Raw genomic sequence first — 23,255 nt, forward strand, 5'->3', positions numbered from 1 at the left:
CTCTAGGTCAGTTTTGCTGGCTTGCGTATAGGATAGGGAGCTTGGCCGATGCCATCGACGCCAAGACGATGATCCTCAAGGTGCACAACCGCGCCGGTAAGATAGGCCACAAGCCACTGGCTGGAAGCTACGTGGTCGGTAACCGCCGGTATGTAGTACGCAGAGTTTCCTTGGGCCAAGGCAACATAGGGCAAAAGCTGATCGGCCAGGAAGCGATCGACCGTAGCGCCTCGCTGCAGGTCTTCAAGCAGCTGATAAGCCACGTCGTCGGCGATAGCCTCGGAAGGACGGCCGGGAGCGCCAGCACGGTCGGCGCCCAGGCGCGCTCCGGTATTGGTTTCAATAAAAACAGCTAAAGCAGCGCCAGGTTGGTAAGCGCTGGTATCTTCGAGGATTTCAAGTTCAGGTTCGGGTAGACCAGCTGCCCTGAGGTGTTGGCGACAACGTTCGGCCATACGTTGTGCAACGCGGCGGGCTTTTAGATGAGATGCCAGTGCGTATCCAAACACACGTACTGGTCGGCCCTGTGCAGTTAGCTGCAGCGGTTGGAGCGGTTTGCGTAAGGGCGTTACATGCAGTAGCACCTCGCCTCCGCCACGGGGAACATAGCCCGGACGCATCATTTCCAAGTGGGCTTCTATGCCCATGCGGGCCAGTAGGGGCAAGAGGGCATGGCGTAGATGAAAAAAGGTTGGGGCAAAGTCTTGAAACAATCCACCGCAAACACGTGCCTGTGTAGGTGCATCGGCAAAAGCTAGCACCGGCAGAACCGTCCCAATCAGCAGCGTGGCTGAGCCAGCAGTCCCGATATCCCAATGATACGTACCGCCGCGAGGGGGGCGGCGTGGTACGAACCAAAGTTGGCTGCTGTCCACCCGTGCGCCCTGCACGTCGGCGTCGACCAGTTCAGCAACAGCTTCTACGGCTTTAAGGTGTTGCGGCCGCAGCCCTGGGGGTTGGCGACGCACGCGGATATTGTAAAGCTGCAGTGGTCGACCTAGTATAGCGGCTAGTGCGATTGCTTGGCGCACTAGGGTGCCACTTCCAGAATGCTGGCTGCCGTCTAGCGCGATTGGAGCTAAGTGGCTCATGGGGTTGGTGGAAACGCAGCGGTTACCTGCACGCGGTCGCATGGCCAGTGGGGGTCACTTTTGTAGTCGGTTCCGGCTACGACAAGCACAAGCTCTCCGCGAATGCGGGGTTGCGCTGCATAGTAGGTGTGCAGGGTGCGGAGCGTGCCTCGGGCCAGCTCTTCAAACGTTTTGGTCAATTCGCGTGCAACGACAGCCGCGCGGCTGTCGCCGAACGCCTGGGCCAGATCGTCAAGGGTCTTAACCAGGCGGTGTGGCGCTTCGTAGAACACCAGCGTTCGCGGCTCCTCAGCTAGGGCCATCAGACGCTTTTGACGTCCTTTCTTTGAGGGCAGAAAACCTTCAAAGACGAACCGATCGGTTGGTAGACCACTGGCAGCTAAGGCAGGAACAAAAGCGGTAGGGCCAGGCAGCGCCACCACGGGTAGGCCTTGCTGGATACAAGCCCGAACCAAAAAAAAGCCTGGATCGCTGATTCCTGGCGTTCCGGCATCGGTGATGAGGGCTATGCGCGAGCCTGCTTTTAGGCGGCCGATTAGCTCAAGCGCTTTGCGGGCCTCATTGTGGGCATGATAGCTTGTTGTCGGTGTGGTGATGCCATAATGCTTGAGAAGCCGTGCCGAAACGCGCGTGTCCTCGCAAGCGATAAGGTCAACTTCGCGTAGCACGCGCAGGGCACGGAGCGTGATGTCTTCCAAATTACCGATGGGCGTGGGAACGAGATATAGCATAGGAAAGCTGCCTAAGGGTTTCACAAAGCCATGCTATGGGTCGTGTAGCGTGCAGGTCCAACGCTACGTAAGTTACCAGGCCTATGCCCACTAAGCCCATAACGATGTTTGGCAGCCACATCCCGATCCAGGGTGCCAGAAACCCGCGATCGGCTAGTTTTTCGCCTTGTACTAGTGTAACCCAGTAGAACAAAAAAATCCCCAAGGCTAAACCGGCAGCCAGGCCTAACCCGCCCCGCCGAACGCTTAGGCCTAAGGGAATGCCCACAAACACAAAAATCAAGCAGGCTACAGCAATAGAAAACTTTTTGTGGATTTCTACGCGGTAGCGGTCGGCGCGCTGCTGGGTCCAAGTGATCATGCGCTGCAAATCTTCAATCTCGGTCTGACGCCGTTGCACTTCTTGTAAGGCCAAACTGTAGACCTGGGCTTGCTGTGCTGCCGAAAGGCCTTGTAGGGCCAAACGTCGAGGTGGTTGCAGGCTGTCGATAAGTGTCGGTAGCGTAAAGCTGCTCGCAGCGGTCTGCACTGAAACCGAATCGTAGTGCAAGAGAAGCTGTCGGATGCGCTCTTGGCTGCGCTGCACGTCTTGCATCAGCGAATCGACCAAGGCGATCATCTCTGGGGTAGGCGTCGTACGGTCGGTGCGGTAGCCTTCTTCCTGGCTGCGGGTAAAAATGAAGTCCGACAAATCCAGGCGCATGCGGTACTGTCCAAAGGCTAACCGTTCATAGTGCTCGCGCCCTTCCAGGCGTCGCAGGCGATGAAACTCGCCTGCTTCTAGAACCAAGTCGATAAAACGACCGCCAGCGATTGGACGCAATGCGCCGCGTTGTGCCTTCAGAACGCGCTGCTCGCCACTGTAGCGGTAATCGTAGATTGTGATGCCATAAAGCGAATCGGTTCCCGGAAGCCTGCGTTCTACAAGGATACTATAGCCATCGATACCATCGTAAAAAACCCCAGCCTGAAGCTGAAAACCTGGCTTTTTGCGCTGGATATCGATCCACAGGTTGCGGGCGCGGTAGTTGGCTTCTGGCAAAATGAAGTTGTTGAAGTACATCATGCCGCCGGTCAGCAGCAAGCCCACCACCGCCACAGGCCAGGCCAGCTGCCAGAAAGAAATGCCAGCACTTTTAATCACCGCATAGGCATTAGACTCCGCCAGCCGACCAAAGGTCATGAGTGTGGTTACCAGGGTGGCCATGGGTACGGCCAGCACCACCATGTAAGCCAAATTGTAGGCAACCAGCTCGACCAGGATGTTTAAGGGTAACCCCTTGCCCACCAGTTCGGGCAGGTATCGGATCAGGAATTGCATGAGCAAAAGAAACATCAGCATGCTCAACCAGCCTAGAAACGGGCCAGGTAGCATGCTGAGCGTCATACAATGGAGGCGTTTTAGGCCGATCATGCGCGGCGCAAGGTGATCAGGGTGATTTCAGGTCGAATGCCCAAGCGCAGTGGAGGCCCGACGGTACCTAGGCCGCGGTTGACGTAAAGGTGCTGGCGTCCTCGAGGCGCAACAGCAGGTTCAGTGTACAAGCCTGCCCAGCGCGGATAAACCAAGCTGGCCAGGCCCCAGCGTAGTGGTCCCAGCTCGATGCCAATTTGGCCGCCGTGCGTGTGGCCGCAAAGCATAAGGTCAATGTCAGGGTAGCGAGGCCGCACCTCTAGGTCCCAAAACGTCGGATCGTGGGCCAACAGGAGCCGAAATTCGTCGCCGTTGGGGTCGGTATCGAGTCCGTGCAAGGCTTTGGGTAGGTCGGCAAAACGCTGGCGAAAGCCGGTGTTATCAGTGCCAATGAGATGCAAGCGGGCCCCGTCGATGTAAAAAGTATGATGGGCATTAATTAGCAGTCGAAGCGGTGTTTGGGCATGCAGCCGGCCTACCACATCGGGCGTGTGTGCATAGTGTTCGTGGTTGCCCAAGCAGCCCCATACGCCCAGCTCAGCCCGCAACTGCTGAAGGGCAGGAATGATGATCGGTAACTCGTCAGCATCGTGGTTGACGTAGTCGCCAGTCAGGACGATCAGGTCAGGTTTTTGTGCCAACAAAAGCGTGATGGCTTCCAAGACCGGTTGGGGGCTGAATAGTGAACCTGCGTGCAGGTCTGAAAGTTGGCCAATGGTTAGCCCGTCGAGGGCTGGGGGCAGATTGGGGATGGGTAGCGTGACGCGGTAGAGCACAAAGTCGTAGAGTGTGCGGAGCACGCCGTGAGCTACAGCCACAAAAGGAAGTGCTGCGGCGGCCCACCCTAACTTCTGCAGAAATGCCGCGCGGCTCATGCTATGTGACGGTTGCGTTGAAAGGGCTGTCGAAGCGGCTTGGGGTCGAAGCCGTTGAAATACGTAGCGGAATACGCGGATACCGTCCTTAACGGCCAGTGCTAAGGCAATGGGCACCTTCGGCACATAATACACTGCCCAGAATCCAAAAAACAGCGCCCGGGCCAACTTGGGCTCTACTTCCCACCAGCGAAACAGCAGAAAGTAGACCGGTAAGGCCAGCGGCATAAGAACGAGCAAAATGCGATAGACTGTAAGCGTCCATCGCAAGGCAGGCCGCACTTGAGCAAAGCGACGCCAGTTCAGGTATACGTAGCCATCAATCGTCAGCGTTAGCAGAGCCAAAGCCACTGAAAACAATACAAACCGCCCCATCGCTTGCTTCGGCTAAGTATTTAGGCTTGGGTAAGCAGCACGGAATCCGTGCAAAGATGTTCCAGAGGCGCCCCCTGGAAGATTCCAGTGAAAAAAAACTGCCGCCTTTTTGAAATCCCAAGGATGTGCTAAGTTTTTTTGGGGAAAGTGCCAACCCAAAGCATAAACGATGACCGTTCAGCGCTTTACGTTCAATCCTTTTCAGACGAACTGCTACGTATGTCACGATGCGGGTGAGGCCGTGCTCGTCGATCCTTCATGCCATACGCCTGCTGAGTGCCAGGCTGTGGTCGATTATCTAGAGCGTAACGGGCTGCGCTTACGGCATCTTTTACTGACCCACGGGCATATCGACCACATTTTTGGCTGCCGCTTTTTTAGCACGTATGCGGGGATGGGTTTTGGGATGCATCGGGCAGATGTTCCTTTTTTAGAGGAAGCGGAAGCCCAGGGCCGCTTTTTTGGTGTGCCGATAGAGCCGCCACCCCTGCCCGCGTATTACTTGGACGAAGGCGATTCGATTTCGTTTGGTCATACCACCTGGCAGGTGTTGCATACGCCGGGGCACTCGCCGGGATCGCTGAGCTTTTACGATGCAGCGCATGGTCTAGTGATTGTAGGTGATGTATTGTTTTTGGACTCCATTGGCCGCACCGATTTGCCAGGGGGGAGCCTGCCAGAGCTTATGCAGTCGATTTTCCAGAAGCTGTTGCCTTTAGAGGATACCACCCGGGTGTATCCGGGGCATGGGCCGGATACCACAATTGGCCGGGAGCGTCGGCACAATCCATTTCTAACCGGTGCTTTTCCGTTGTAAGCAGCCTTAAAGCCCTGTTGCCGCGCGCAGGTAAAAGGCGATAGCGGCTGGGCGGCTGCGTTCATATACGACTTGCGTGGAGCAGGCCACCAGTTCTCCCATGGTGAGACAGCGCTCAAAGCGCATGTCGCCGTAGTGCGCTGCCAGTTGCGCGCCAAGCTGGCGCACGTGCGTTTCGGGCGCGATGAGATCCTCTTGCATCACTTCCATTAATGCCTGAAAGCGGCCGTGTGAAACCCGCATACGGTTGGCAATCAGCGCCCGCTCTTCTTTTTGATACTGCAGGACCGTTTCGTCTGGCAGGTATTCTGCCACCAGGGCTACAAAGGGTTGATTTTGGGGATAACATTCGGGCAGGTAGACTTCTTTGCGCCAATGATGGCTTTGCTGATCAAAGTCGATAGGCCGCATGCGGTAGTGCCATTTTTCGAGGTCGGGTGTAGCATCGATCACAAAGTTCCCCGCATGCATGTCGCCTAAGAGGCGCACAAAGCAGCGTTCGTTAAATTTGACGAACTCCTTAGCCAGGCGCACGCGGTCAAAGCGGTTGTCGGGCATGTAGTCCTTGAGGAAATGGTCGCCTGGGATGCCGATGATGTGCTCTTCGATGATCGTGTCGCCCCAGACGAAGTAATTGATGCGGTTAGGGGAGAGAATATGCTCTAGCTCCAGGCCGTAGATGCGGTTGGCGTCGACGCGTTTGACGTAGAAGTAGTCGAAGTTATCGTTCAGGGCGTTGACAATGCGTACGCGAAAGGGTGAAGTATTGCCGTAGAGGCATAAATCAATGCGGTCGATATAGAGGTGATCTGCAATCGACAGGTCTCCTTCGGCTTTGAGCAGGGCATAGGTTAGGCGTAGACGGTCGTGGATTTCGCGCTGCTCTAATTGCGGATAGAAGACCGTAGCCCAAAGTGTGTCGTTGCCGCGCTCGTCGTATAGCGTGATTGCGTTGTCGTAGCGCAGCAGGTCGTCGTAACGGATGCCGCCATCGTAGATGCGGCCGTAGCGTTCGAGGTACGCGCGCAAAATATCGCTGATCGGATAGGCGGGCTTTTTGCGGCTGATCAGGTGGGGCATAACCGCTTAAAGCATGCGTGGTGCGGCTTGGGCAAGCACCTGTTCGTAATAGGCCTCGTAGCGTGGAACGATGCGGCTGGTATCGAATTCTTCGGCGCGGCGACGCGCGGCTTCGCTCATGTGTTGCTGCAGCGCTTCATCGGTCAGGATGCGCCAAGCGCGATCGGTAAAGGCCTCTACATCTCCCAACGGACACAAGTAGCCTGTTTCGCCCTCTACAATCAGTTCGGGAAGGCCGCCGATATTGCTGGCTACAACGGGCACACCGCAAGCCATGGCCTCAAGGGCTGCTAAGCCAAAAGTTTCCGAGCCACTGGGCATGAGGAAAAGATCGGCAATGGAGAGGATTTCTTCGACCGGTTCTTGCTTGCCCAAAAAGCGCACGTCTTCATAGACGCCCAGCTCACGGGCTAGATGCTCGGCAGGGACGCGGTCGGGGCCGTCGCCAACAAGCAGTAGCTTTACGGCCAAGCCTGCGGTACGCAGCCGGTGAAACACCCGGACTACATCGGGCGCGCGTTTGACCGGTCGAAAGTTGGATACGTGTACAATGACCTTTTCCCCATGGGGACACAGCGCCTGCTTGAAGTGGGATTTATTCTGGCGACGGAAACGCCGGGTGTCGACAAAGTTAGGAATGACGGCAATGGGGTTCGTAATTTCAAAATGTGCCAGCGTTTCGCGACGTAGGTACTCCGAGACAGCCGTTACCCCGTCGGATTCGTTAATCGAGTAGGTGACCACCGGGCTAAACGACGGGTCTTGTCCCACAATGGTGATGTCGGTCCCGTGCAGCGTAGTAATCACCGGCACGTAAAGCCCTTGCTTTTCCAAAATCTGGCGGGCTAGTACGGCACTGGTAGCATGCGGAATGGCATAGTGGACGTGCAGCAAGTCCAGTTTTTCGTACTTTACCACGTCCACCATAGTGCTCGTTAGGGCAAGGTCGTAGGGCGGATATTCAAACAAGGGATAAGTGTTGACGTGCACTTCATGGAAATAAATGCGCTCAGTAATGTGGCTCAGGCGAAATGGCATGGAATATGCGATAAAATGGATCTGGTGTCCGCGTGCGGCTAGCGCTTTGCCCAGTTCGGTTGCTACCACGCCGCTGCCGCCATAGACCGGGTAGCACGTGATACCGATTTTCATGGAGGTAGCGGATTAACATTCGGGAAAAAACCCGTCATTGCATGAACCCGAAAGCTGGGCCGAGGTTGCACGCGGTAAGTGTCACCAAACGAAAGGAGCGTTATGCCTCGATTACTGCTGCAACTTGGATACCTCGGCGTGCTGCTTTGCTTTGTGGGTTCTGCTCAGGCTCAGCTTGGCGCCTCGGTGGGGCTCAACTTTAATCGCCTAAGTGATATTCATACCGGCGATACGCGGGCCACGTTCGAAAACAGCCAGGGTTGGCATATTGCGCTTTGGCTCGATATTCCCTTAGGGCCTGTAGCTGTTCGTCCCGGACTTCGCTATATGGATGCAGGTGCGCTCTATCAAGGCGCTTCGGATGAGGTGCCGGGTATTTGGGACAACTTCAACGTGTCGCTGCTGGAAATTCCAGTTGACCTTCGCTATCGCCTAACCTTTCCTTTGCTTACGCCTTATGTGATGGCTGGTCCTGTGCTGCGCTTTCCTACAGGAGCAGACCCAGAAATTAAGGATAATTTAGAGCGGCTCAGTTTGGCTGGTAGTCTGGGGGTAGGCGTTGAGGTTAATCTGTTAGGTTTACGTCTGTATCCGGAATTGCAATACACGTTTGGCGTTTCGCGCTTTACAAAAGGTTTTGCTGTAGGTGATGTGACCATCGAGCCCGATGCGCGTCAGCACTTGAATGTGGTCATGCTGCGGTTAGGGATTGGGCTATAATCCACGGGGGGCTAGGGTCACGATCACAGGAAAGTGGTCGGAGACAGTGCGGGGGTCATGGGCCTGCACGTAGTGTACCTCTTGCAGTCGTGCTTTAAGCTGAGGAGAAAGCAGAATGTGGTCGATGGCCGAAAGCTCTGGCCATGCTACTTGTCCATCTTCGTCGCGGTCGTCGAATGCCGTATAGCGGTCAGTTTGGGGTACGGCAGCAAGCACATTGTACAGGTCGTCGGTGGGTCCTGGACCAGCGGCTTTGATGATCGCCAGAACACGGCTAATTGGCCGATTGCCGTTTAAATCGGGCACGGTTTCGTCAAAGTCATTCAAGTCGCCTAGTACAGCTACGGCACGTCCTGCTTCTAGTTCACGGACTACCAGGCGGCGGATCACTTCAGCCTGAGCTTCTCGCCTGGGCCGGCGGCTGGGGTCGTTAGGTCCTGCCAAAAAATGCACGCCGATAAGTGTCACGGGCAGGTCGCCAAGATACATGCGGACCCAGATGTTTTTGCTCACGCCATAGGTTTCGCTACTGCCTTCAACCGGTACGCGTTCTTCGGTACGGCCAATTTTTTCCACTGGCAGGCGTGACAGCACGGCTACATCCTGCCCGGTAAACGTGTCGTTTCCTTGTACAAAATAGACCTCGTAGCCCAAATCAGCCAGGTCTTCCTTGACCATGCGGCGCAGCACTGCCTCGTGTTCCACTTCCTGGAGTACGACAACGTCTGCCTGCAGCATGCGTAGTACCTGGGCAATGCGCGCGCGGTGCTGGCGTGCAGCTTCTGGATTGCCTTTATGGGGAAAGGTTGCCTGCCCTTCGTCGCCGTAGCCGTCAAAGAGGAAGAACGTGTTGAAGGTAGCAATGCGGATGCCTTCAGCCCGGAACTGCGGGGGCGACTCCGGTACAAAAAATCCGGTAGTTGGGTATTCCAGGCGGTCCGGCTCTGGTCCGGTTTGCCGGCATGCTGGAAGCAAAAACAGGCAAAGGAGCAGGCTCTTAAGCAGACGCGTTCGCATAGGCCTGGATAAGCTCCTCATGAGATGTCTTCGTAAAAGCGAAAGCGCCGCTCGTCAATTCGGTAGCGTGCTGGACGCACAGGATGAACGCCCTCAGCCCAGATGGGAAATAGCTGATCGGTCATGGACTGTTCACTATAAAAATGGCGTGTGCGGATCGAAAACGGCCGGTATTGGGGATCCGCAAACCGCACGTAATAGGCGATGCTGAGTGCCTGCTGCCAACCTGGAGCCTTGCTGTGTGGCGTAAGACGCATGTAGTAAAACCGGCGAGGATTGTAGGGTAGAAATGCGCTGAACTGGTAAGGATCCAGAATAACTTCTCGGTAGGTGGCCTTCCCCCGATAGCGAGTTTCTACACGATTGCGCACCACCCAAGCGATCAGCTCCATCTCCTCAGGGCGCTTGGTCTCTGAATAAATAGCCCGAGCCAGCCAGAGCGTTTCGGTATCGATAGCCTCCGGAGGTAGCGGTGGAAGACGATGCACCCCTAGACGGATGAGGTGGGCACGGACCTGATCCAGCGAATCTAAAGTGGGAGATGGCGCAAAAGAGGCTTCAAAGGCTATAGGTTCATCAGAGACGCCTAACCATCGATCGGCTTTAAATGCCAAGATCCCGGTGAACATGAGCAGCGTCAGCAGCAAAACTGCCGTTCGTCTGCGTTGCATAGGCATGCCGGGTTGGTTTATAAAACACACCGGGTCGTGGGCAGCCAGATCGTTTATGATAAAGACCGCCTGCGACCCGGTCACTCGACGGGCAGTTCAACAGCCTGTTTTTAATGCAGTTTCGCTTTTTATGAACAAGTTATGCACATCTGGTGAAGCTTAGGCGAACAAGTCATATGCTTTTCCCCAAAAGCCATAGCGGCTGCCATTTCGGATGGCTTGTTTTCTGATCAAAAGCACCGTAAGCTATAAGCAGTAACGTGTAGGTTTTCTGCAAGCAGAGTCTATGATCAAAAGTGGATTGCTTTTATGTGCTTTGGGGTTAACCACCTCAGGGCTTGCGATTGCCCAAATTGGGCCTTTGGGAATATTTGTGGGGCATGGCGATGTGGGCGAGGTGCAGCAGGCCGGATCGGTCCACTATGACCCAGAAGCTCAGGTGTATTTCTTGGAAGGTAGTGGGGCGAACGTTTGGGGGCGTCAGGATGCGTTTCACTTTGTTTGGCGTCGTTTGCAAGGAGCGTTTGCATTGCATGCGCGGGGGCAGTTTTTAGGTCCAGGTGTAGATCCGCATCGCAAGATGGGATGGATGGTGCGGGCCAGTCTGGAGCCGGATGCGCCTTATGTCGACGTTGTGGTTCATGGTGACGGGTTAGCCGCACTGCAGTTTCGCCGTGTAGCGGGTGGTCCCACCGAGGAAATGCGGTTTGCGCTTTCGGGGCCGGACGTGTTGCAGCTTGAGCGTCGCGGAGACACCTACATTGCTGCGGTAGCCCGTTTTGGTGAGCCGTTGATCTCGCAAACGCTTACCGGCCTTGCGTTGGGCGATACGGTCTACGTGGGGTTGTTTATTTGTGCGCATAACGATACGGTGCTTGAGCGAGCCGTATTTGACAACGTGCGCATTGTTGTGCCTGCTCCGGAAGGGTGGGTCCCCTACAGAGACTATCTGGGTAGTTTGCTTGAAGTGCTTGATGTCCAAACTGGCCGGCGCAAAATTCTGCACGTCAGTTCAGGCTCTCTACAAGCCCCTAATTGGACGCCTGACGGCCAGGCGTTGATTTACAACCAAGACGGGTTGCTTTATCGCTTTGAGCTGGCCACGCAAGCCGCTACGGTCATTCCCACGGGATTTGCGAATCAGAACAACAATGATCATGTGCTTTCGTTTGACGGACGCTGGCTAGGCCTCAGCCATCATGCTGCAGAGCATGGCGGCCAGTCGATCATTTATGTGGTGCCTACTGAAGGCGGAGTGCCCCGGCAGGTTACGCCTACCGGCCCTTCATACTTGCACGGCTGGTCGCCCGATGGCCGCTATCTGGTTTACACTGCTCTGCGCCAAGGTGATTACGACATCTACCGCATTCCTGTAGAAGGGGGTCCAGAAGAGCGGTTGACCGATGCACCAGGGCTTGATGATGGACCGGAGTATTCGCCTGACGGGCAATACATTTACTTTAACTCAGTGCGGAGCGGTACCATGCAGATCTGGCGCATGCGGCCTGATGGAAGTGGGTTGGAGCAACTCACCGAGGATGCTTTTAACAACTGGTTTCCGCATCTTTCACCCGACGGTCGCTGGGTGCTGTTTTTGTCCTATTTACCTGATGTAGATCCCAGCGATCATCCTTTTTACCGTCCGGTTTACTTGCGCATGATGCCTGCCGAAGGGGGCAAGCCGCGTGTGGTAGCCTATCTCTATGGAGGTCAGGGTACCCTTAATGTAAACAGCTGGGCGCCCGACAGCCGCCATGCGGCTTTTGTGAGCAACACAGACGTATACAAACCTTAAGTCGGACCAACAGGACAACGCTTATGCACTTGCTTCCGGGCATTCCCCGTCCGCTGCGCATTTTGGCCGATGAAAATATTCCATTTGTGGCTGAAGTCTTTAAGGGCTTTGGGGTTGTGCGGCCACTGCCAGCCAGTCAGATTACGCCGGAAGCTGTGCGGAACTGCGATGTGCTGCTTGTGCGCAGTGTAACACGGGTGGATGCTGCGCTGCTGGACGGCAGCCGCGTGCAGTTTGTCGGGTCTGCTACGGGAGGTATTGACCATGTCGATCTCGAGTATTTACGTCAGCGAGGTATTGCTTTTGCCTATGCCCCAGGGTCTAATGCTGACTCGGTCGTAGAATACGTGCTGGCGGCACTTTTTGAGTTGGCGGTGCGCCGGGGGATTTCGCTGCGTGGACGGGTGGCAGGCATTGTCGGTTGTGGGCATATTGGCGGTCGGCTAGCTCGTCGGTTGCCGGCATTTGGGCTCGAAGTGCTTTGCTGCGATCCTCCGCTGGCAGAGCAACGCGGGTTTGCGGATTTTGTCTCGCTGGAACGGTTGTTGCAAGAAGCCGACGTGATCACGCTGCATGTGCCCTTAACGCAAACAGGGCCCTATCCGACCTATCACCTGATCGACGCCGCTGCTTTGGCGCATATGCGTGCTGCGGCTTGGTTGCTTAACACCGCACGTGGAGCGGTGGTGGATAGCCAGGCCCTGCTAACAGCCCGTCGTCAAGGCCGGCCAGCTGCTGTGGTTTTAGATGTCTGGGAAAACGAGCCTGCGCCTGATCCAGAGCTGATCGCCTATGTTGATCTGGCTACCCCACACATTGCCGGTCACTCTTTTGAAGGGAAGCTCCAAGGTACCCTTATGCTGGCGGAGGCCTTGGCGCATCAGCTTGAGCTTCAGCTTGAGTTAAACAGCTGGGCTTTTCTACAAGAAGATGCCCAAACGTGCTGGGAGCTTATTCCGCCTGATCCAGGCCTTTCAGAAACCGAATGGTTAGCTAACCTGGTGCGGCAAATGTATGATATTGCTGCCGACGATGCCCGCTTTCGCACCCTAATGCATCAGGCTTCTACTACGCAGCGGGCTGAACGTTTTCTCCTGCTACGGCGCAATTATCCACGCCGTCGCAGTTTTTCCCGATACCGTATCGAGCGCGCCCGCGTTCCTGAAGCACTCCGTGAGGCAGTGGCCCAGGGTTTGGGCGTTCAGCTCATCGACGCTCAGTAGCCATAAGCACGCAGCAGCGCATCTCGATTGCGCCAGTCTTCTCGTACTTTGACGTGCAGCTGTAAATAGACCGGGCGGCCCAGAAAAGCTTCAATGTCCTGACGTGCTGCCATGCCTAGACGTTTGAGCGCTTGTCCCCCTTTGCCAATGAGGATAGCCTTTTGCGTGGGGCGCTCCACGATGATTTCGGCGTCGATGAAGTCTTTCCCTTCTGGCCGCTCTTTGTAGTCCACAATGTTTACCTGGGTTGCATAGGGAATTTCCTCGCGGAATTGCTCGAAAATTTTTTCTCGGATGATTTCGGCTACAAAGAACCGTTCTGGATGTTCGCTGAGCTGATCTTTCGGATAAAAAGGAGGGCCGGCTGGCAAGTGCTGAATGATTTCCTGCAGCAGCACGTCTAGGTTATACCCTGTCAAAGCCGAGATGGGCACCACTGCTGCAAAGGGATGCAGCTGGGTGTACGTTTGCACCAGCGGTAGCGCTTGCTCTGTGCGGACGAGGTCCATTTTGTTGAGGGCTAAAATGGCTGGTCGCTCGCCTAAATAGCCGAGGCTAAACGTATCTGGCGCTTCCTGCGTAGCATCGGCCATAAAAACCACCAGATCGGCGTCGGCTATGGCTTGGCTTACCGTACGCATCATGTGCTCATGCAGCTTATAGCGCGTTTTTTTGAGCACACCGGGCGTGTCGAGGAAGACGATCTGATACGTGTCGCCTGAGAGGATGCCCAGTACGCGATGACGGGTTGTTTGCGGCTTAGGGGTGACGATAGAGAGCTTATGGCCTAAGAGCGCGTTCATGAGCGTGCTTTTGCCCACGTTGGGCTTGCCCACAATGGCCACATAGCCGCTCCGGTGCTCGGGAGGCAGTTGGGAGGGATCGATGAGTAAAGGAGAGGGACTGGTCATTTACGTGTCGCTCAAAAGCCTTTTACCAGCCGACGCATTTCACGCACAGCAGTTTCCAGTCCAACAAGCACTGCACGGGCAATGATGGCAAAGCCGATTGATACTTCATGGACATGGGGTACGATTTCCCGGAAGAGCAAATAGTTATGGTAATTTAGGCCATGCCCTGCGTGAACCTGGAGCCCCAGCTCGTGTGCCAGCTGTGCTGCATGGGCGAGTCGCTCTGCTTCAGCACGCTGTGCTGCTTCAGTGGGCGCATTGGCAAAGTCACCGGTGTGCAGTTCAACGGCATTAGCACCTAAAGCATGTGCTGCTTCAATTTGTTTCGGATCTGGATCGACAAAAAGGGCTACTTCCTCAATGCCTGCCTCAAAAAGTCGCGGGATTACCGTTTGCAGACGGGCGCGGTTGGCCACTACGTCTAGGCCTCCCTCGGTAGTAATCTCTTCACGCCGCTCTGGCACCAACGTGGCCAAATGCGGCCGCACCTGGCAGCAGATCGAGACAATTTCTTCGTTGGTGGACAGCTCAAAGTCCAACTTTCCCTGAACGACTTCTTTGAGGCGAAAAGCATCCCGATCGGTAATATGTCGCCGGTCTTCTCGTAGGTGGAAGACAACGCCATCTGCTCCGGCCAGCTCGCAGAGCACGGCGGCTTGGACGGGGTCAGGGACGGTCTCGCGCCGCGCATTCCGTAGGGTAGCTACGTGGTCGATATTCACCAATAGGCGCGTCATGCACATGCTTTGTTTGGAGAAACCAGCTTGCTTTAACCGAAGGGCTTATGTAGAGGTTGCGGCGTGACGAAAGGATGATGGAAAGCAAAAGACATGTTGCATTTCCACGAGGCGTCCTGTATTTTCGCGCTCGGCGGGACAAGTTGCTCGCTGCGTTTTCACAGGTAAGTTTTCATCAGGAGCACGACACGCATGGCTGACCGTCGTCACACCACACGCCTACTGTTGCAGCTGGTTTTGGGCTTGGTGATTGTGGTATTGGCGTATTATCTGTACGTATCGATTACAGAACCCTACCAAGCGGTACGGCGTGAGCAGGCGCTTACGCGCCTGACGCGTGATCGCATGATTGATGTGCGTACAGCGCTGATTCGGTACCAGTCGCTTTATGAGCGTTTCCCTTCGACCCTAGATTCTTTAGTGCTTTGGGTCCGAGCGGATTCGTTTATGATGGCTAAGGCCGATAGCCTTTTTGGGCCTGGCTTTATTGTGGATTCTATGATTTTTTCGCCACGTGGGGGAAAGTTTGAATACGTTGTGAACGATACGGGTCGGGTAGATATCTATTACCTGAAAGATCCGCATTCTGACGATCACATTGGCGCATTGGAGCCGGATGTAACGAAACTTAACGCCGCCAGCTGGGAATAAGCGGTTGTGCGGTTGCAGGTCTAGAGGGGCACTATGGAACGGCCTCGGGCGGGTATTGAACTGCAGGGTAGCGTGCTGCGCTATGCCGAACTAGAACGGCAGGAGGCTAGGTATCATTTGCTACGGCTAGGAAGTTGTGATTTTGACTTTGATGTCGTAGCCGAGTTGCAGTCTCAAGCACCGCGTTACCTGGATGTTGTGGCCGAGGCGTTGTGTGATGTGCTGAGCGGCACGCGCGCTTCGGAGATCGAAGTGGCGCTCCATCCTCTCCAGGTGCTGACGTTTGGCAGTCTTCAGCCCGAACCGATCGATCCAGGGGTTCTTCACCAGCGTCTAATAGCAGAAAGTGTTTGGCTCAGTGGGCAGGAAGCCACTGTTTTTCGCCTGTACTTTGAGTCCGGTTGGGTGCAAACGCTGCCCGAAGGGGAACGTCTGCGTTGGTATCAGGTGCTGGTGCTACCGGCGCATGTGGAACAAAACTTAGCGCAGGTGTTGCGTCGGGCTCCCTGCTCGGCTTTTCGCATCCGGTTGAGCACGGCTGGTGTAGCGAAAACGCTTAGCCGCATGCCTGGTCCAGAGCCTGGGCTTCCGCCAGAGGTGGGCTTGGCTATTGGGTGCTATGAAACGCACACCGAGTACACGCTTTGCCGCCGTGGCTCCTGGATGCTGAGCCATTACATGCAGGGCCCTGCTGCCAATGCGTCTTATTTTAGCCTAGCGCTTTTGCATAAGCTAGGGTTAGCAGCGGGAATGGTAGAGCAGCTGATGCTCTATGGGACGCACGTGACCGATACGTTGATGGAGGCGCTGCGTCCACTTTTTCCCGTTGAACCTGTGCGCTTAAACCCACTTGTGCTCACAACGCTGGATCCACGCAGCCTGGCGAGCTCCTTTGAGGTTGAGGCCTACGTCCCCTGCATTGGCGTAGCCCTGAGCTAAGGGTTGACCTATGCGGATCATTGCCGGACGCTTCCGCCGCAAAAGTCTGCGGGCGCCTAAAGGGCACCTGACGCGCCCTACGACCGATCGTACGCGCGAGTCGCTTTTTCATTTGGTGGAAAGCCGCATGGAGCTCGAGGGTGCCGACGTGCTGGATTTGTTTGCTGGCACAGGAGCTCTGGGCTTAGAGGCCATCAGCCGAGGTGCTGTTGCGGTAACGTTTGTGGAGTTGCAAGGGCCGGTGCTAGCCTACGCTCGGGAAAATGCCCGTGCTCTAGGCGTGGAGGATCACTGCGTTTTTCTCAGGGCGGATGCTGTAGCGTACTTGCGTCGCTATAGCGGCCCGCCTTTTGACCTGATTTTGGCTGACCCTCCCTACGATCTGCCTGAGCTGCCGCAACTACCTGAGCTGGCTTTGCCCCATGTAAAACCTCATGGGTTGTTTGTCTTAGAGCATGACAAAAGGCATCGCTTTGAGGGGCATCCTTATTTAGATACCAGCAGAGCTTATGGCCGCACGATCGTTTCGGTGTTTCGTCCGCAAGCCATCCCACGTTGACTTCCATGTCTACCCGATTGGCCCTCTATCCCGGGACGTTTGATCCGTTCACCTATGGTCACCTAGACATTGTAGAGCGAGCGCTGCGCATTTTTGACCGGGTTGAGGTAACCGTGGCGGTCAACGTGGGCAAGTCGCCCCTGTTTACCATAGAGGAGCGCTGTGAACTCATCCGTCAGTGCACAGCTCACCTGGAGCGTGTCGAGGTGGTTGCCTTTGAAGGGCTGCTGGTAGATCATGCACGTGCCCGGGGGGCAACAGCACTGGTTCGGGGCTTGCGGCAGGTCAGTGACTTCGAGTACGAATTTCGCATGGCTTTTGCTAACCGTCGTCTTTATCCTGAACTGGAGACGGTTTTTTTAATGACCTCAGAAGCCTATGCAATGATTAGCTCTTCGATTGTGCGCGAGGTGCACCGTTGGGGTGGGGACGTAAGCCTGTTTGTGCCGCCGCCTGTTGTTGAAGCGCTCCGGAAGAAACGCCTAGCCCATTGAAGCCGAAGCGCTGGTGATCTAACTTTCTTTTGTGTCGTTAAAGCGGGCAATCCTTTGTTTCATCTGAGTAAGCTATGGCTGTGCAGGTCGAAGTTTTTAATCCCCGGGTAATGGCCATGCAGCCTTCGGCGACGCTGGCCATGAGTGCCCGAGCCAAACAGTTGCGCCGGGAAGGCAAGCCGGTGATCAGTTTGAGTGCGGGAGAGCCAGACTTCCGTACGCCGGCACCGATTGCCGAGGCTGCTATTGCAGCTATCCGCGAAGGGTTTACGCGTTACACGGAAAATGCCGGCATGCTGGAGCTGCGGCAAGCCATCAGCCGCAAGCTTGCCGAAGAGAACGGTCTAGAGTACGCTCCAGAGCAAATTCTGTGCACCAATGGCGCCAAGCAGGCCGTGGCCATGGCCATCGAGGTGCTTTGCCGTCCGGGCGACGAAGTACTCATCCCAGCCCCTTACTGGGTGAGCTATCCTGAAATGGTACGTTTAGCGGGCGCAGAACCGGTAATCCTGTCCACCTCGGTGGAAACCGGTTATCGAATCACGCCGGAAGCGCTCGAAGCAGCCATTACGGAACGCACGCGTCTGCTTATTTTGTGCTCGCCTTCGAATCCGACCGGCACGGTCTACACCCCTGAGGAACTGGAAGCCTTAGCGGAGGTGCTGCGGCGGCACGAACATGTTTACGTGCTTTCGGACGAAATTTACGAGTACATTGTGTTTGATGCTGAGCATGTATCGTTTGCCCGCTTGCCTGGCATGAAGGAGCGGACGATCACGGTGAATGGCTTTTCTAAGAGCTTTGCCATGACCGGATGGCGTTTGGGCTATTTGGCTGCCGAGTTGCCGATTGTCAAGGCTGCTGCTAAAGTACAGAGCCAGTTTACTTCGGCGCCGTGCAGCATCTCTCAGAAAGCTGGTCTGGCGGCACTCCAAATGGACAAAGGCCCGATTCAGGAAATGGTAGCCGCTTTTCGCCAGCGCCGTGATTTTCTGCTGCAGCAGCTGGGCAGTATGGAGGGTATTACATGCCCTAAGCCTGAAGGGGCTTTCTACCTGTTCCCACAAGTTTCGGCCTTCTATGGACGGCGCACGCCTGAAGGTCAGGCCATTACCGATAGCGAGTCGCTATGCATGTATCTGCTGGAGCAGTGCCACGTGGCCTTAGTGCCTGGCCAGGCGTTTGGCGACCCGAACGGAGTGCGCATTTCCTACGCCGCTTCGATGGAAGACTTGGCCGAAGCCATGCGCCGCATCGAAGCTGGCCTGAAGGCCCTGCACTAAGCCTGCACGTAACCGTTGGAATCCAAACCCCTTACGCAGCAGAGCGAAGCCTTTACCCCTCAGCCGCACCGACCCCAACGGCTGTGGCTGCATCTGTTGCTCTTTTTTTTAACCCTTCTTTCGACGACCCTGACGTGGCCCGAGTGGGCGGGGCGGTGGCTCCTTTACGAACACGTAGGCTATAGCGCGCTCCTAAGCGATGGCCTGCGTTTTAGCGTGCCGCTGCTTTTAATTCTAACGGTGCACGAACTGGGTCACTACCTAGCGGCGCGTCGTCACCAGATCGATGCCACCTTGCCTTACTACATTCCTTTCCCCTTCAACGGGATCGGCACCTTTGGAGCTGTAATTCGCATCCGGGAACCGATTCCTGATACCCGTACGCTGTTTGACATTGGTGTGGCTGGTCCACTCGCCGGCTTTGTGGTAGCCGTACTGGTGCTGCTTTATGCATTGATCACGCTGCCACCGCCTACGTATTTGCTCGATGTACCAGGCCACGAAGCCTTAAAGGCTTATATTCAAGCACATGGACGTTTCCCCGTGGCTCCTTTACCCTCTGACGATCCCACCAGTACCACGCTGGTGCTAGGCCCTACGCTGCTTTTCGACACGCTGGCACGCTTGTTCCCCAATGTGCCTCCCATGTACGAGCTGTACCACTATCCCACGCTGTTTGCTGCCTGGCTGGGGTTGTTCTTTACCGCACTTAATTTGCTGCCGGTCGGTCAGCTCGACGGTGGCCATGTGCTTTATGCTCTTTTTGGATCCCTTTGGCATCGACGTCTTGCGCGAGCCTTTATGGTGCTTCTGCTCGCTTCAGCTACCATCGGCTTTGCCCTGGAAATGCTGCCCGCACTGTTGGCCGAGGGTATCTGGTGGCTAGAGCCAGCTGCCTGGTTTGGCTTAGCCTTCACGCTTTACCTGTATCTTCATCGGCTTTTTGCAGGAGATCATCGCTGGATTGCACCGCTGTTGCTAGGACTAATGATTTTGGCGGCTTTAGCACCGCGTTGGGCAGAGCTTATTGGCTGGCTAGGACACAGCGGCTGGTTTCTCTGGGGCTTACTCATTTTATACCTGATCCGCGTGGATCATCCCCCGGTTTGGTTTGTGCAGCCCCTTACGCGCGCGCGACGCGTGCTAGGTTGGATAGCTATTGCTATTTTTGTACTTTGCTTTAGCATTCGACCGCTGCATCTACTTTAAAAGGGTGCGGTAAAGCGCACGATTTACTATTAATTTCTGCTAGTGCCCATGCGATAGTGATACAAAACGCGCACAATTACGCAAATGAATCGTTATGGGGTGCATGGGGCGCCTAGTGTGGATCATGGGCCTAGCAGGCAGCTTGCTTTGGGGTTGCGATACGCTGCCGGGAGCTCCCTCGCTTGAGGGAAGGCCGCCGGTGGTTTCCAATTTGAGCTTTTCGCCCGATTCGGTGGATGTGGCCGCGTTGCCGCCCGATCAGGTCCAGGGAGAGGTCGCCTTGGTGCCACTTTCGATAGCCGTTACGGCGCGCGATCCCGATGGCTCTGTTGAACAGGTCGCGTTTGTGGTACGGGCTCCCTTGCAAGCGACGGAGCCGGTGGCTACAGGGACGTTGCGGGCTATAGGCGAGGATCGCTACGCCGGAGAAATAACCCTACAGCTTCAGCGGGCCCACGTTGGCCCCTATACCGTGCTCGTCTATGCTGTAGACAACGAGCAGCGCCTAAGCAACCAAGTTCGTGGAATTTTGTGGTTTTGGGCAGCAGGAGGGCCCCCGGTGATCGAAGAAGTCCTGGTACCTGACACGTTACGTCGTCCCCCGCATGGAGCTCCTCCCGTTACCTTCCGCGTTGTGGCGCGGGTGTCTGACCCCGACGGCCTGGCAAACATCTTGCGCGTGGAGCTGCGTGTTGCCGGTGGAGCGCCTATTTTGCTCTGTGACGATGGAGGAAAAAGCAGTTGCGGCGGGGTTCCGAGCAGTGGCGACGAGGTGGCCGGCGACGGACGCTTCACCATAACGCTTGCTTTGTCCAGCGACAACGCACCGGGCGTTTATCCCTTCGTCTTTCAAGCCATAGACCGAACTGGACTGACCAGCGAGGAGGTGCGTCGTGATGTGGTGGTGGAATAAACAAATCTGCTGGGCCGCCTTGCTTAGTCTGCTGCCGCTGCTTCCGCTCTGGGCCCAACCCAAAACCGACTGGATGCACCGCGTTGCCACGCTGCTTCCCGTTCCGGGTATCGCCGACAACTTTGTCAGCAACTTGGCTGCCCGGGGAGATTCGCTCTGGATTGGTCCGCGTTTGGACCTTACCTTTGATGGCGGCCAGACCTGGTACCGCGCCAATGTCGACTCCATTACGCAGGGGCGCGGCCGTGTTTATGCGTTGCTGGTCATTGGCGACACGGTTTGGGCAAGCCTAGGCACACGCTATTTGGCCGACTTAAATGGCGATGGCATCGACGATGACGTCTTTGAGGCCGTCGGCCTGGTCGTCTCGACCGATGGTGGTCAAAGCTGGAGCTTCCGCTTTCCGCCCCTGGATGCGCCTGCCGACACTGTGATCCTCTATGGCAGCTCCCGCCTTCCCGCTATACCCATCGTTTCTCCACAGCTGACAACAACTTTTGATTTGGCTTATGATCGGCTTAGGCATCGACTTTGGGTAGCTAGCTGGTATGGAGGGTTGCGCTATTCCGACGACTGGGGTCGCAGCTGGCATCGTGCCGTCTTGCCTCCCGATACGCTTGATGCTCTGCGCCCCGAACGGTCTTACTTTTTCCGCGTTGGGCCGCCTACCAGTGCACAAGATCGCTATGACAACTATTTCGCTTTTGCTGTGCACGTGGATGGTGCAGGAGCGGTCTGGGCTGGGACAGCTGGGGGCATTAACCGCTCTGAAGATGGAGGTCTGAGCTGGGACCGGTTTGCCAACGAAGGCTATCCGAACGCCCCAACGGGCAATTGGATTGTGGCGATTGCAGAACAAGTGCGGCCAAACGGTCAGCACGTGTTGTGGTTTGCCACGCGTCCGGCAGGACGCACGCCGGGCGAGACGTTTGGTATCACGCGTACGGCCGATGGCGGTCGCACTTTTGAGCAAGTGCTGCTTGGGGAGCGGATCAACGACTTTGCTTTTCGGGGCGATACGGTTTACGCCGCCGGTGACAACGGCCTGTTTGTCTCAACCGACCAGGGCCGCACGTGGCAGACGATCCGGGATTTCTACGATCCTACTTCACGTCGCGTGCTGCGGCCCGACGTGCGTGTTCTTGCTGTGGCCACTACGCGCAGGCATCTGTGGATTGGAACGTCTGACGGGCTGCTGCGCAGCGACGATGGCGGCCGCACTTGGCGCCTGTTCCGGGCTGAGGTTCCTGTGAAGCCTACAACCCCCTCACCCCAAGTTCCCCGTGTGGATACCTATGCCTATCCCAATCCATTTTCGCCTATGCTGGATGCATTTGTGCGCATCCGTTACGATCTGGCGCAGCCTGCCTCGGTACGCGTGCACGTGTTTGACTTTGGCCTGCAGCGCGTGCGTACCCTCTTTGAAGGGATGCAAGAAGCCGGGGCACACGAGGTGATTTGGGACGGGCTTGACGCGCGTGGCGTGCGCGTGGCCAACGGGGTCTATTTCTATGCCGTAGAGACAGATGCAGCCACCTATTGGGGTAAAATTCTGGTGATCGAATGAAACACCTCGTCATTGGGGTAATGCTGGGGCTTAGCGCTGGCGCGCTTCAGGCGCAAGAAGCCGGTATGTTTGCTCGGCTTGCGCTGGATGCGCGTGCCCTGGCGCTTGGGCAAGCCCTAGTGGCCGACGTTGAAGGTGCCTCGGCCTACTACAATCCTGCCCTTGCGGCCTTTACTAGGCGGCCTACGCTGGGGTTGAGTGCGGCGCTTATGGCGCTCGATCGGGAGCTGCAAAGCGTGCACCTGGCTGCAAAGATGCCGCCACAGGCCGGTATTGCCGCTATCCTGCGCCATGGAGGGGTGCGCAATATCGACGGCCGCGATGCCAGTGGCTACCATACACAAACCTACAGCACCGACGAATACACCCTGCTTGTCGCGTTCGGAACGCAGGTGCATGAACATTGGCTAATGGGTATCGGATTGCAGTTCTATCGCACCGATTTGTTCGAAGGACTAAAGCCAGTTCAAAGCATTGGCCTGGATTTGGGGATAATCTACCGTGCTACGGAAACGCTGCATCTGGGGCTGGTTATCGATGATCTATTGGCCCGCTATACCTGGAATTCGTCCACGCTTTACGGGCCTCAGCAAGGCAGCACTACGTCGGATCGTTTCCCAGTGCGCCTACGGCTAGGGGCCTCTTGGTTAGGGATGGCAGGTCGGCTTCGGGTGCTTGCGGAGTACGAAACAGCCTTTGCCTCAGTCGAAGTGCGGCAGCGGGCGGTTCGCCTTGTGGGGGATGTGCCGCGAGAAGGGCTGGTTTCCGAGCGCCGATGGGCGCGTAGCGGGCAACTCCGTACAGGTGCGACGTACCGGCTGACCGAAGCCTTTCAGGTGCAAGGGGGGCTTGACCGCATCGGTCGGTTGCCAGAGGCCGGGGGGTGGCAACCCGCTTTGGGCTTCGCACTGAGCTCTCAGTTGGGCAACTTGCCTTTTCAGGCTAGCTATGCCGTGCAACTTGAGCGCTACGGCCTGCCTCCGCTGCATATGCTTTCGATGCAGGTGTTTTTTTAAGCTGCTCGTCAACTG

General features: G+C 56.2%; 23 protein-coding genes. 13 read left to right on the forward strand and 10 right to left on the reverse strand.

Translation table 11 applies throughout. The features are described from left to right. Positions 1 to 2: 2 nt before the first annotated feature. From rtcA to J8E65_RS03145, 4 genes are read right to left on the reverse strand one after another with little or no spacing between them, the layout of a single operon-like run. On the reverse strand, positions 3 to 1,133 hold the full coding sequence (gene rtcA / locus J8E65_RS03130) for an RNA 3'-terminal phosphate cyclase (protein WP_237181571.1): 1,131 nt from the start codon (positions 1,131 to 1,133) through the stop codon (positions 3 to 5). Continuing rightward, positions 1,088 to 1,822 carry a 16S rRNA (cytidine(1402)-2'-O)-methyltransferase gene (rsmI, locus tag J8E65_RS03135; RefSeq protein ID WP_210373902.1) on the reverse strand — a complete coding sequence of 245 codons (735 nt, stop codon included), beginning with the start codon at positions 1,820 to 1,822 and terminating at the stop codon, positions 1,088 to 1,090. The genes rtcA and rsmI overlap by 46 nt, the downstream gene beginning before the upstream one ends. Next, entirely contained in the window at positions 1,791 to 3,209 is a 1,419-nt protein-coding gene (locus J8E65_RS03140; protein ID WP_237181573.1) for an LptF/LptG family permease, read from the reverse strand. Before J8E65_RS03140 ends, rsmI begins: the two co-directional genes overlap by 32 nt. Positions 3,210 to 3,232: 23 nt before the next feature. Then, entirely contained in the window at positions 3,233 to 4,486 is a 1,254-nt protein-coding gene (locus J8E65_RS03145; protein WP_210373904.1) for a metallophosphoesterase, read from the reverse strand. Between the two features lie 169 nt (positions 4,487 to 4,655). Between J8E65_RS03145 and J8E65_RS03150 the strand changes: the two genes are divergently transcribed. Continuing rightward, complete coding sequence (locus J8E65_RS03150; RefSeq protein WP_210373905.1) at positions 4,656 to 5,303, forward strand: MBL fold metallo-hydrolase; 648 nt, start codon at positions 4,656 to 4,658, stop codon at positions 5,301 to 5,303. 6 nt (positions 5,304 to 5,309) lie between these two features. On the opposite strand, the gene J8E65_RS03155 is transcribed toward J8E65_RS03150, so the two are convergent. Both J8E65_RS03155 and bshA read right to left on the reverse strand, forming a co-directional pair. Next, positions 5,310 to 6,383, reverse strand: coding sequence for a hypothetical protein (locus J8E65_RS03155; RefSeq protein WP_210373906.1), 1,074 nt, complete (start codon positions 6,381 to 6,383; stop codon positions 5,310 to 5,312). A gap of 6 nt (positions 6,384 to 6,389) precedes the next feature. Then, on the reverse strand, positions 6,390 to 7,535 hold the full coding sequence (gene bshA, locus J8E65_RS03160) for an N-acetyl-alpha-D-glucosaminyl L-malate synthase BshA (RefSeq protein ID WP_210373907.1): 1,146 nt from the start codon (positions 7,533 to 7,535) through the stop codon (positions 6,390 to 6,392). A 102-nt stretch (positions 7,536 to 7,637) separates the two neighbouring features. On the opposite strand from bshA, the gene J8E65_RS03165 reads away from it, so the two are divergent. Continuing rightward, a complete protein-coding gene (locus J8E65_RS03165) occupies positions 7,638 to 8,255 on the forward strand; it encodes a porin family protein (RefSeq protein WP_237181574.1) in 618 nt (205 codons plus the stop codon). Here J8E65_RS03165 and J8E65_RS03170 read toward each other — a convergent pair. Beyond that, complete coding sequence (locus J8E65_RS03170) at positions 8,250 to 9,272, reverse strand: endonuclease/exonuclease/phosphatase family protein (protein WP_210373908.1); 1,023 nt, start codon at positions 9,270 to 9,272, stop codon at positions 8,250 to 8,252. The genes J8E65_RS03165 and J8E65_RS03170 overlap by 6 nt on opposite strands. A gap of 17 nt (positions 9,273 to 9,289) precedes the next feature. Next, a complete protein-coding gene (locus tag J8E65_RS03175; protein WP_210373909.1) occupies positions 9,290 to 9,943 on the reverse strand; it encodes a cell wall hydrolase in 654 nt (217 codons plus the stop codon). A gap of 286 nt (positions 9,944 to 10,229) precedes the next feature. Between J8E65_RS03175 and J8E65_RS03180 the strand changes: the two genes are divergently transcribed. Then, positions 10,230 to 11,738 carry a TolB family protein gene (locus J8E65_RS03180; RefSeq protein WP_210373910.1) on the forward strand — a complete coding sequence of 503 codons (1,509 nt, stop codon included), beginning with the start codon at positions 10,230 to 10,232 and terminating at the stop codon, positions 11,736 to 11,738. Between the two features lie 23 nt (positions 11,739 to 11,761). Next, entirely contained in the window at positions 11,762 to 12,961 is a 1,200-nt protein-coding gene (locus J8E65_RS03185) for a 4-phosphoerythronate dehydrogenase (RefSeq protein ID WP_210373911.1), read from the forward strand. Here the strand turns inward: J8E65_RS03185 and era are convergent. Both era and J8E65_RS03195 read right to left on the reverse strand, forming a co-directional pair. After that, a complete protein-coding gene (gene era / locus J8E65_RS03190) occupies positions 12,955 to 13,872 on the reverse strand; it encodes a GTPase Era (RefSeq protein WP_210373912.1) in 918 nt (305 codons plus the stop codon). The two genes, J8E65_RS03185 and era, sit on opposite strands and share 7 nt — an antisense overlap. Positions 13,873 to 13,883: 11 nt before the next feature. Further along, on the reverse strand, positions 13,884 to 14,609 hold the full coding sequence (locus tag J8E65_RS03195; RefSeq protein WP_210373913.1) for a pyridoxine 5'-phosphate synthase: 726 nt from the start codon (positions 14,607 to 14,609) through the stop codon (positions 13,884 to 13,886). Positions 14,610 to 14,801: 192 nt separating this feature from the next. On the opposite strand from J8E65_RS03195, the gene J8E65_RS03200 reads away from it, so the two are divergent. The 9 genes from J8E65_RS03200 to J8E65_RS03240 all read left to right on the forward strand — a co-directional run bounded on the left by J8E65_RS03200 (position 14,802) and on the right by J8E65_RS03240 (position 23,240). After that, positions 14,802 to 15,260: a hypothetical protein gene (locus J8E65_RS03200; RefSeq protein ID WP_210373914.1), complete on the forward strand. Its 459-nt coding sequence runs from the start codon at positions 14,802 to 14,804 to the stop codon at positions 15,258 to 15,260. 33 nt (positions 15,261 to 15,293) lie between these two features. After that, positions 15,294 to 16,199 (forward strand): hypothetical protein, encoded by a 906-nt coding sequence (locus tag J8E65_RS03205; RefSeq protein ID WP_210373915.1) that lies wholly within the window; start codon positions 15,294 to 15,296, stop codon positions 16,197 to 16,199. Between the two features lie 10 nt (positions 16,200 to 16,209). Further along, complete coding sequence (locus J8E65_RS03210) at positions 16,210 to 16,758, forward strand: RsmD family RNA methyltransferase (protein WP_210373916.1); 549 nt, start codon at positions 16,210 to 16,212, stop codon at positions 16,756 to 16,758. Positions 16,759 to 16,763: 5 nt separating this feature from the next. Next, on the forward strand, positions 16,764 to 17,252 hold the full coding sequence (gene coaD / locus J8E65_RS03215) for a pantetheine-phosphate adenylyltransferase (RefSeq protein WP_210373917.1): 489 nt from the start codon (positions 16,764 to 16,766) through the stop codon (positions 17,250 to 17,252). Positions 17,253 to 17,326: 74 nt separating this feature from the next. Beyond that, positions 17,327 to 18,535, forward strand: coding sequence for a pyridoxal phosphate-dependent aminotransferase (locus J8E65_RS03220; RefSeq protein WP_210373918.1), 1,209 nt, complete (start codon positions 17,327 to 17,329; stop codon positions 18,533 to 18,535). A 15-nt stretch (positions 18,536 to 18,550) separates the two neighbouring features. Continuing rightward, complete coding sequence (locus J8E65_RS03225; RefSeq protein WP_210373919.1) at positions 18,551 to 19,744, forward strand: site-2 protease family protein; 1,194 nt, start codon at positions 18,551 to 18,553, stop codon at positions 19,742 to 19,744. A gap of 103 nt (positions 19,745 to 19,847) precedes the next feature. After that, a complete protein-coding gene (locus tag J8E65_RS03230; RefSeq protein ID WP_210373920.1) occupies positions 19,848 to 20,657 on the forward strand; it encodes a hypothetical protein in 810 nt (269 codons plus the stop codon). Continuing rightward, positions 20,641 to 22,224, forward strand: a complete 1,584-nt coding sequence (locus J8E65_RS03235; protein WP_210374068.1) for a FlgD immunoglobulin-like domain containing protein — start codon at positions 20,641 to 20,643, stop codon at positions 22,222 to 22,224. The genes J8E65_RS03230 and J8E65_RS03235 overlap by 17 nt, the downstream gene beginning before the upstream one ends. Then, positions 22,221 to 23,240 carry a PorV/PorQ family protein gene (locus tag J8E65_RS03240; protein ID WP_210373921.1) on the forward strand — a complete coding sequence of 340 codons (1,020 nt, stop codon included), beginning with the start codon at positions 22,221 to 22,223 and terminating at the stop codon, positions 23,238 to 23,240. Before J8E65_RS03235 ends, J8E65_RS03240 begins: the two co-directional genes overlap by 4 nt. The last annotated feature ends 15 nt before the right edge of the window (positions 23,241 to 23,255 follow it).

Origin of the sequence: Rhodothermus bifroesti (assembly GCF_017908595.1) — a bacterium.
GTDB classification, from domain to species: Bacteria; Bacteroidota; Rhodothermia; order Rhodothermales; family Rhodothermaceae; genus Rhodothermus; species Rhodothermus bifroesti.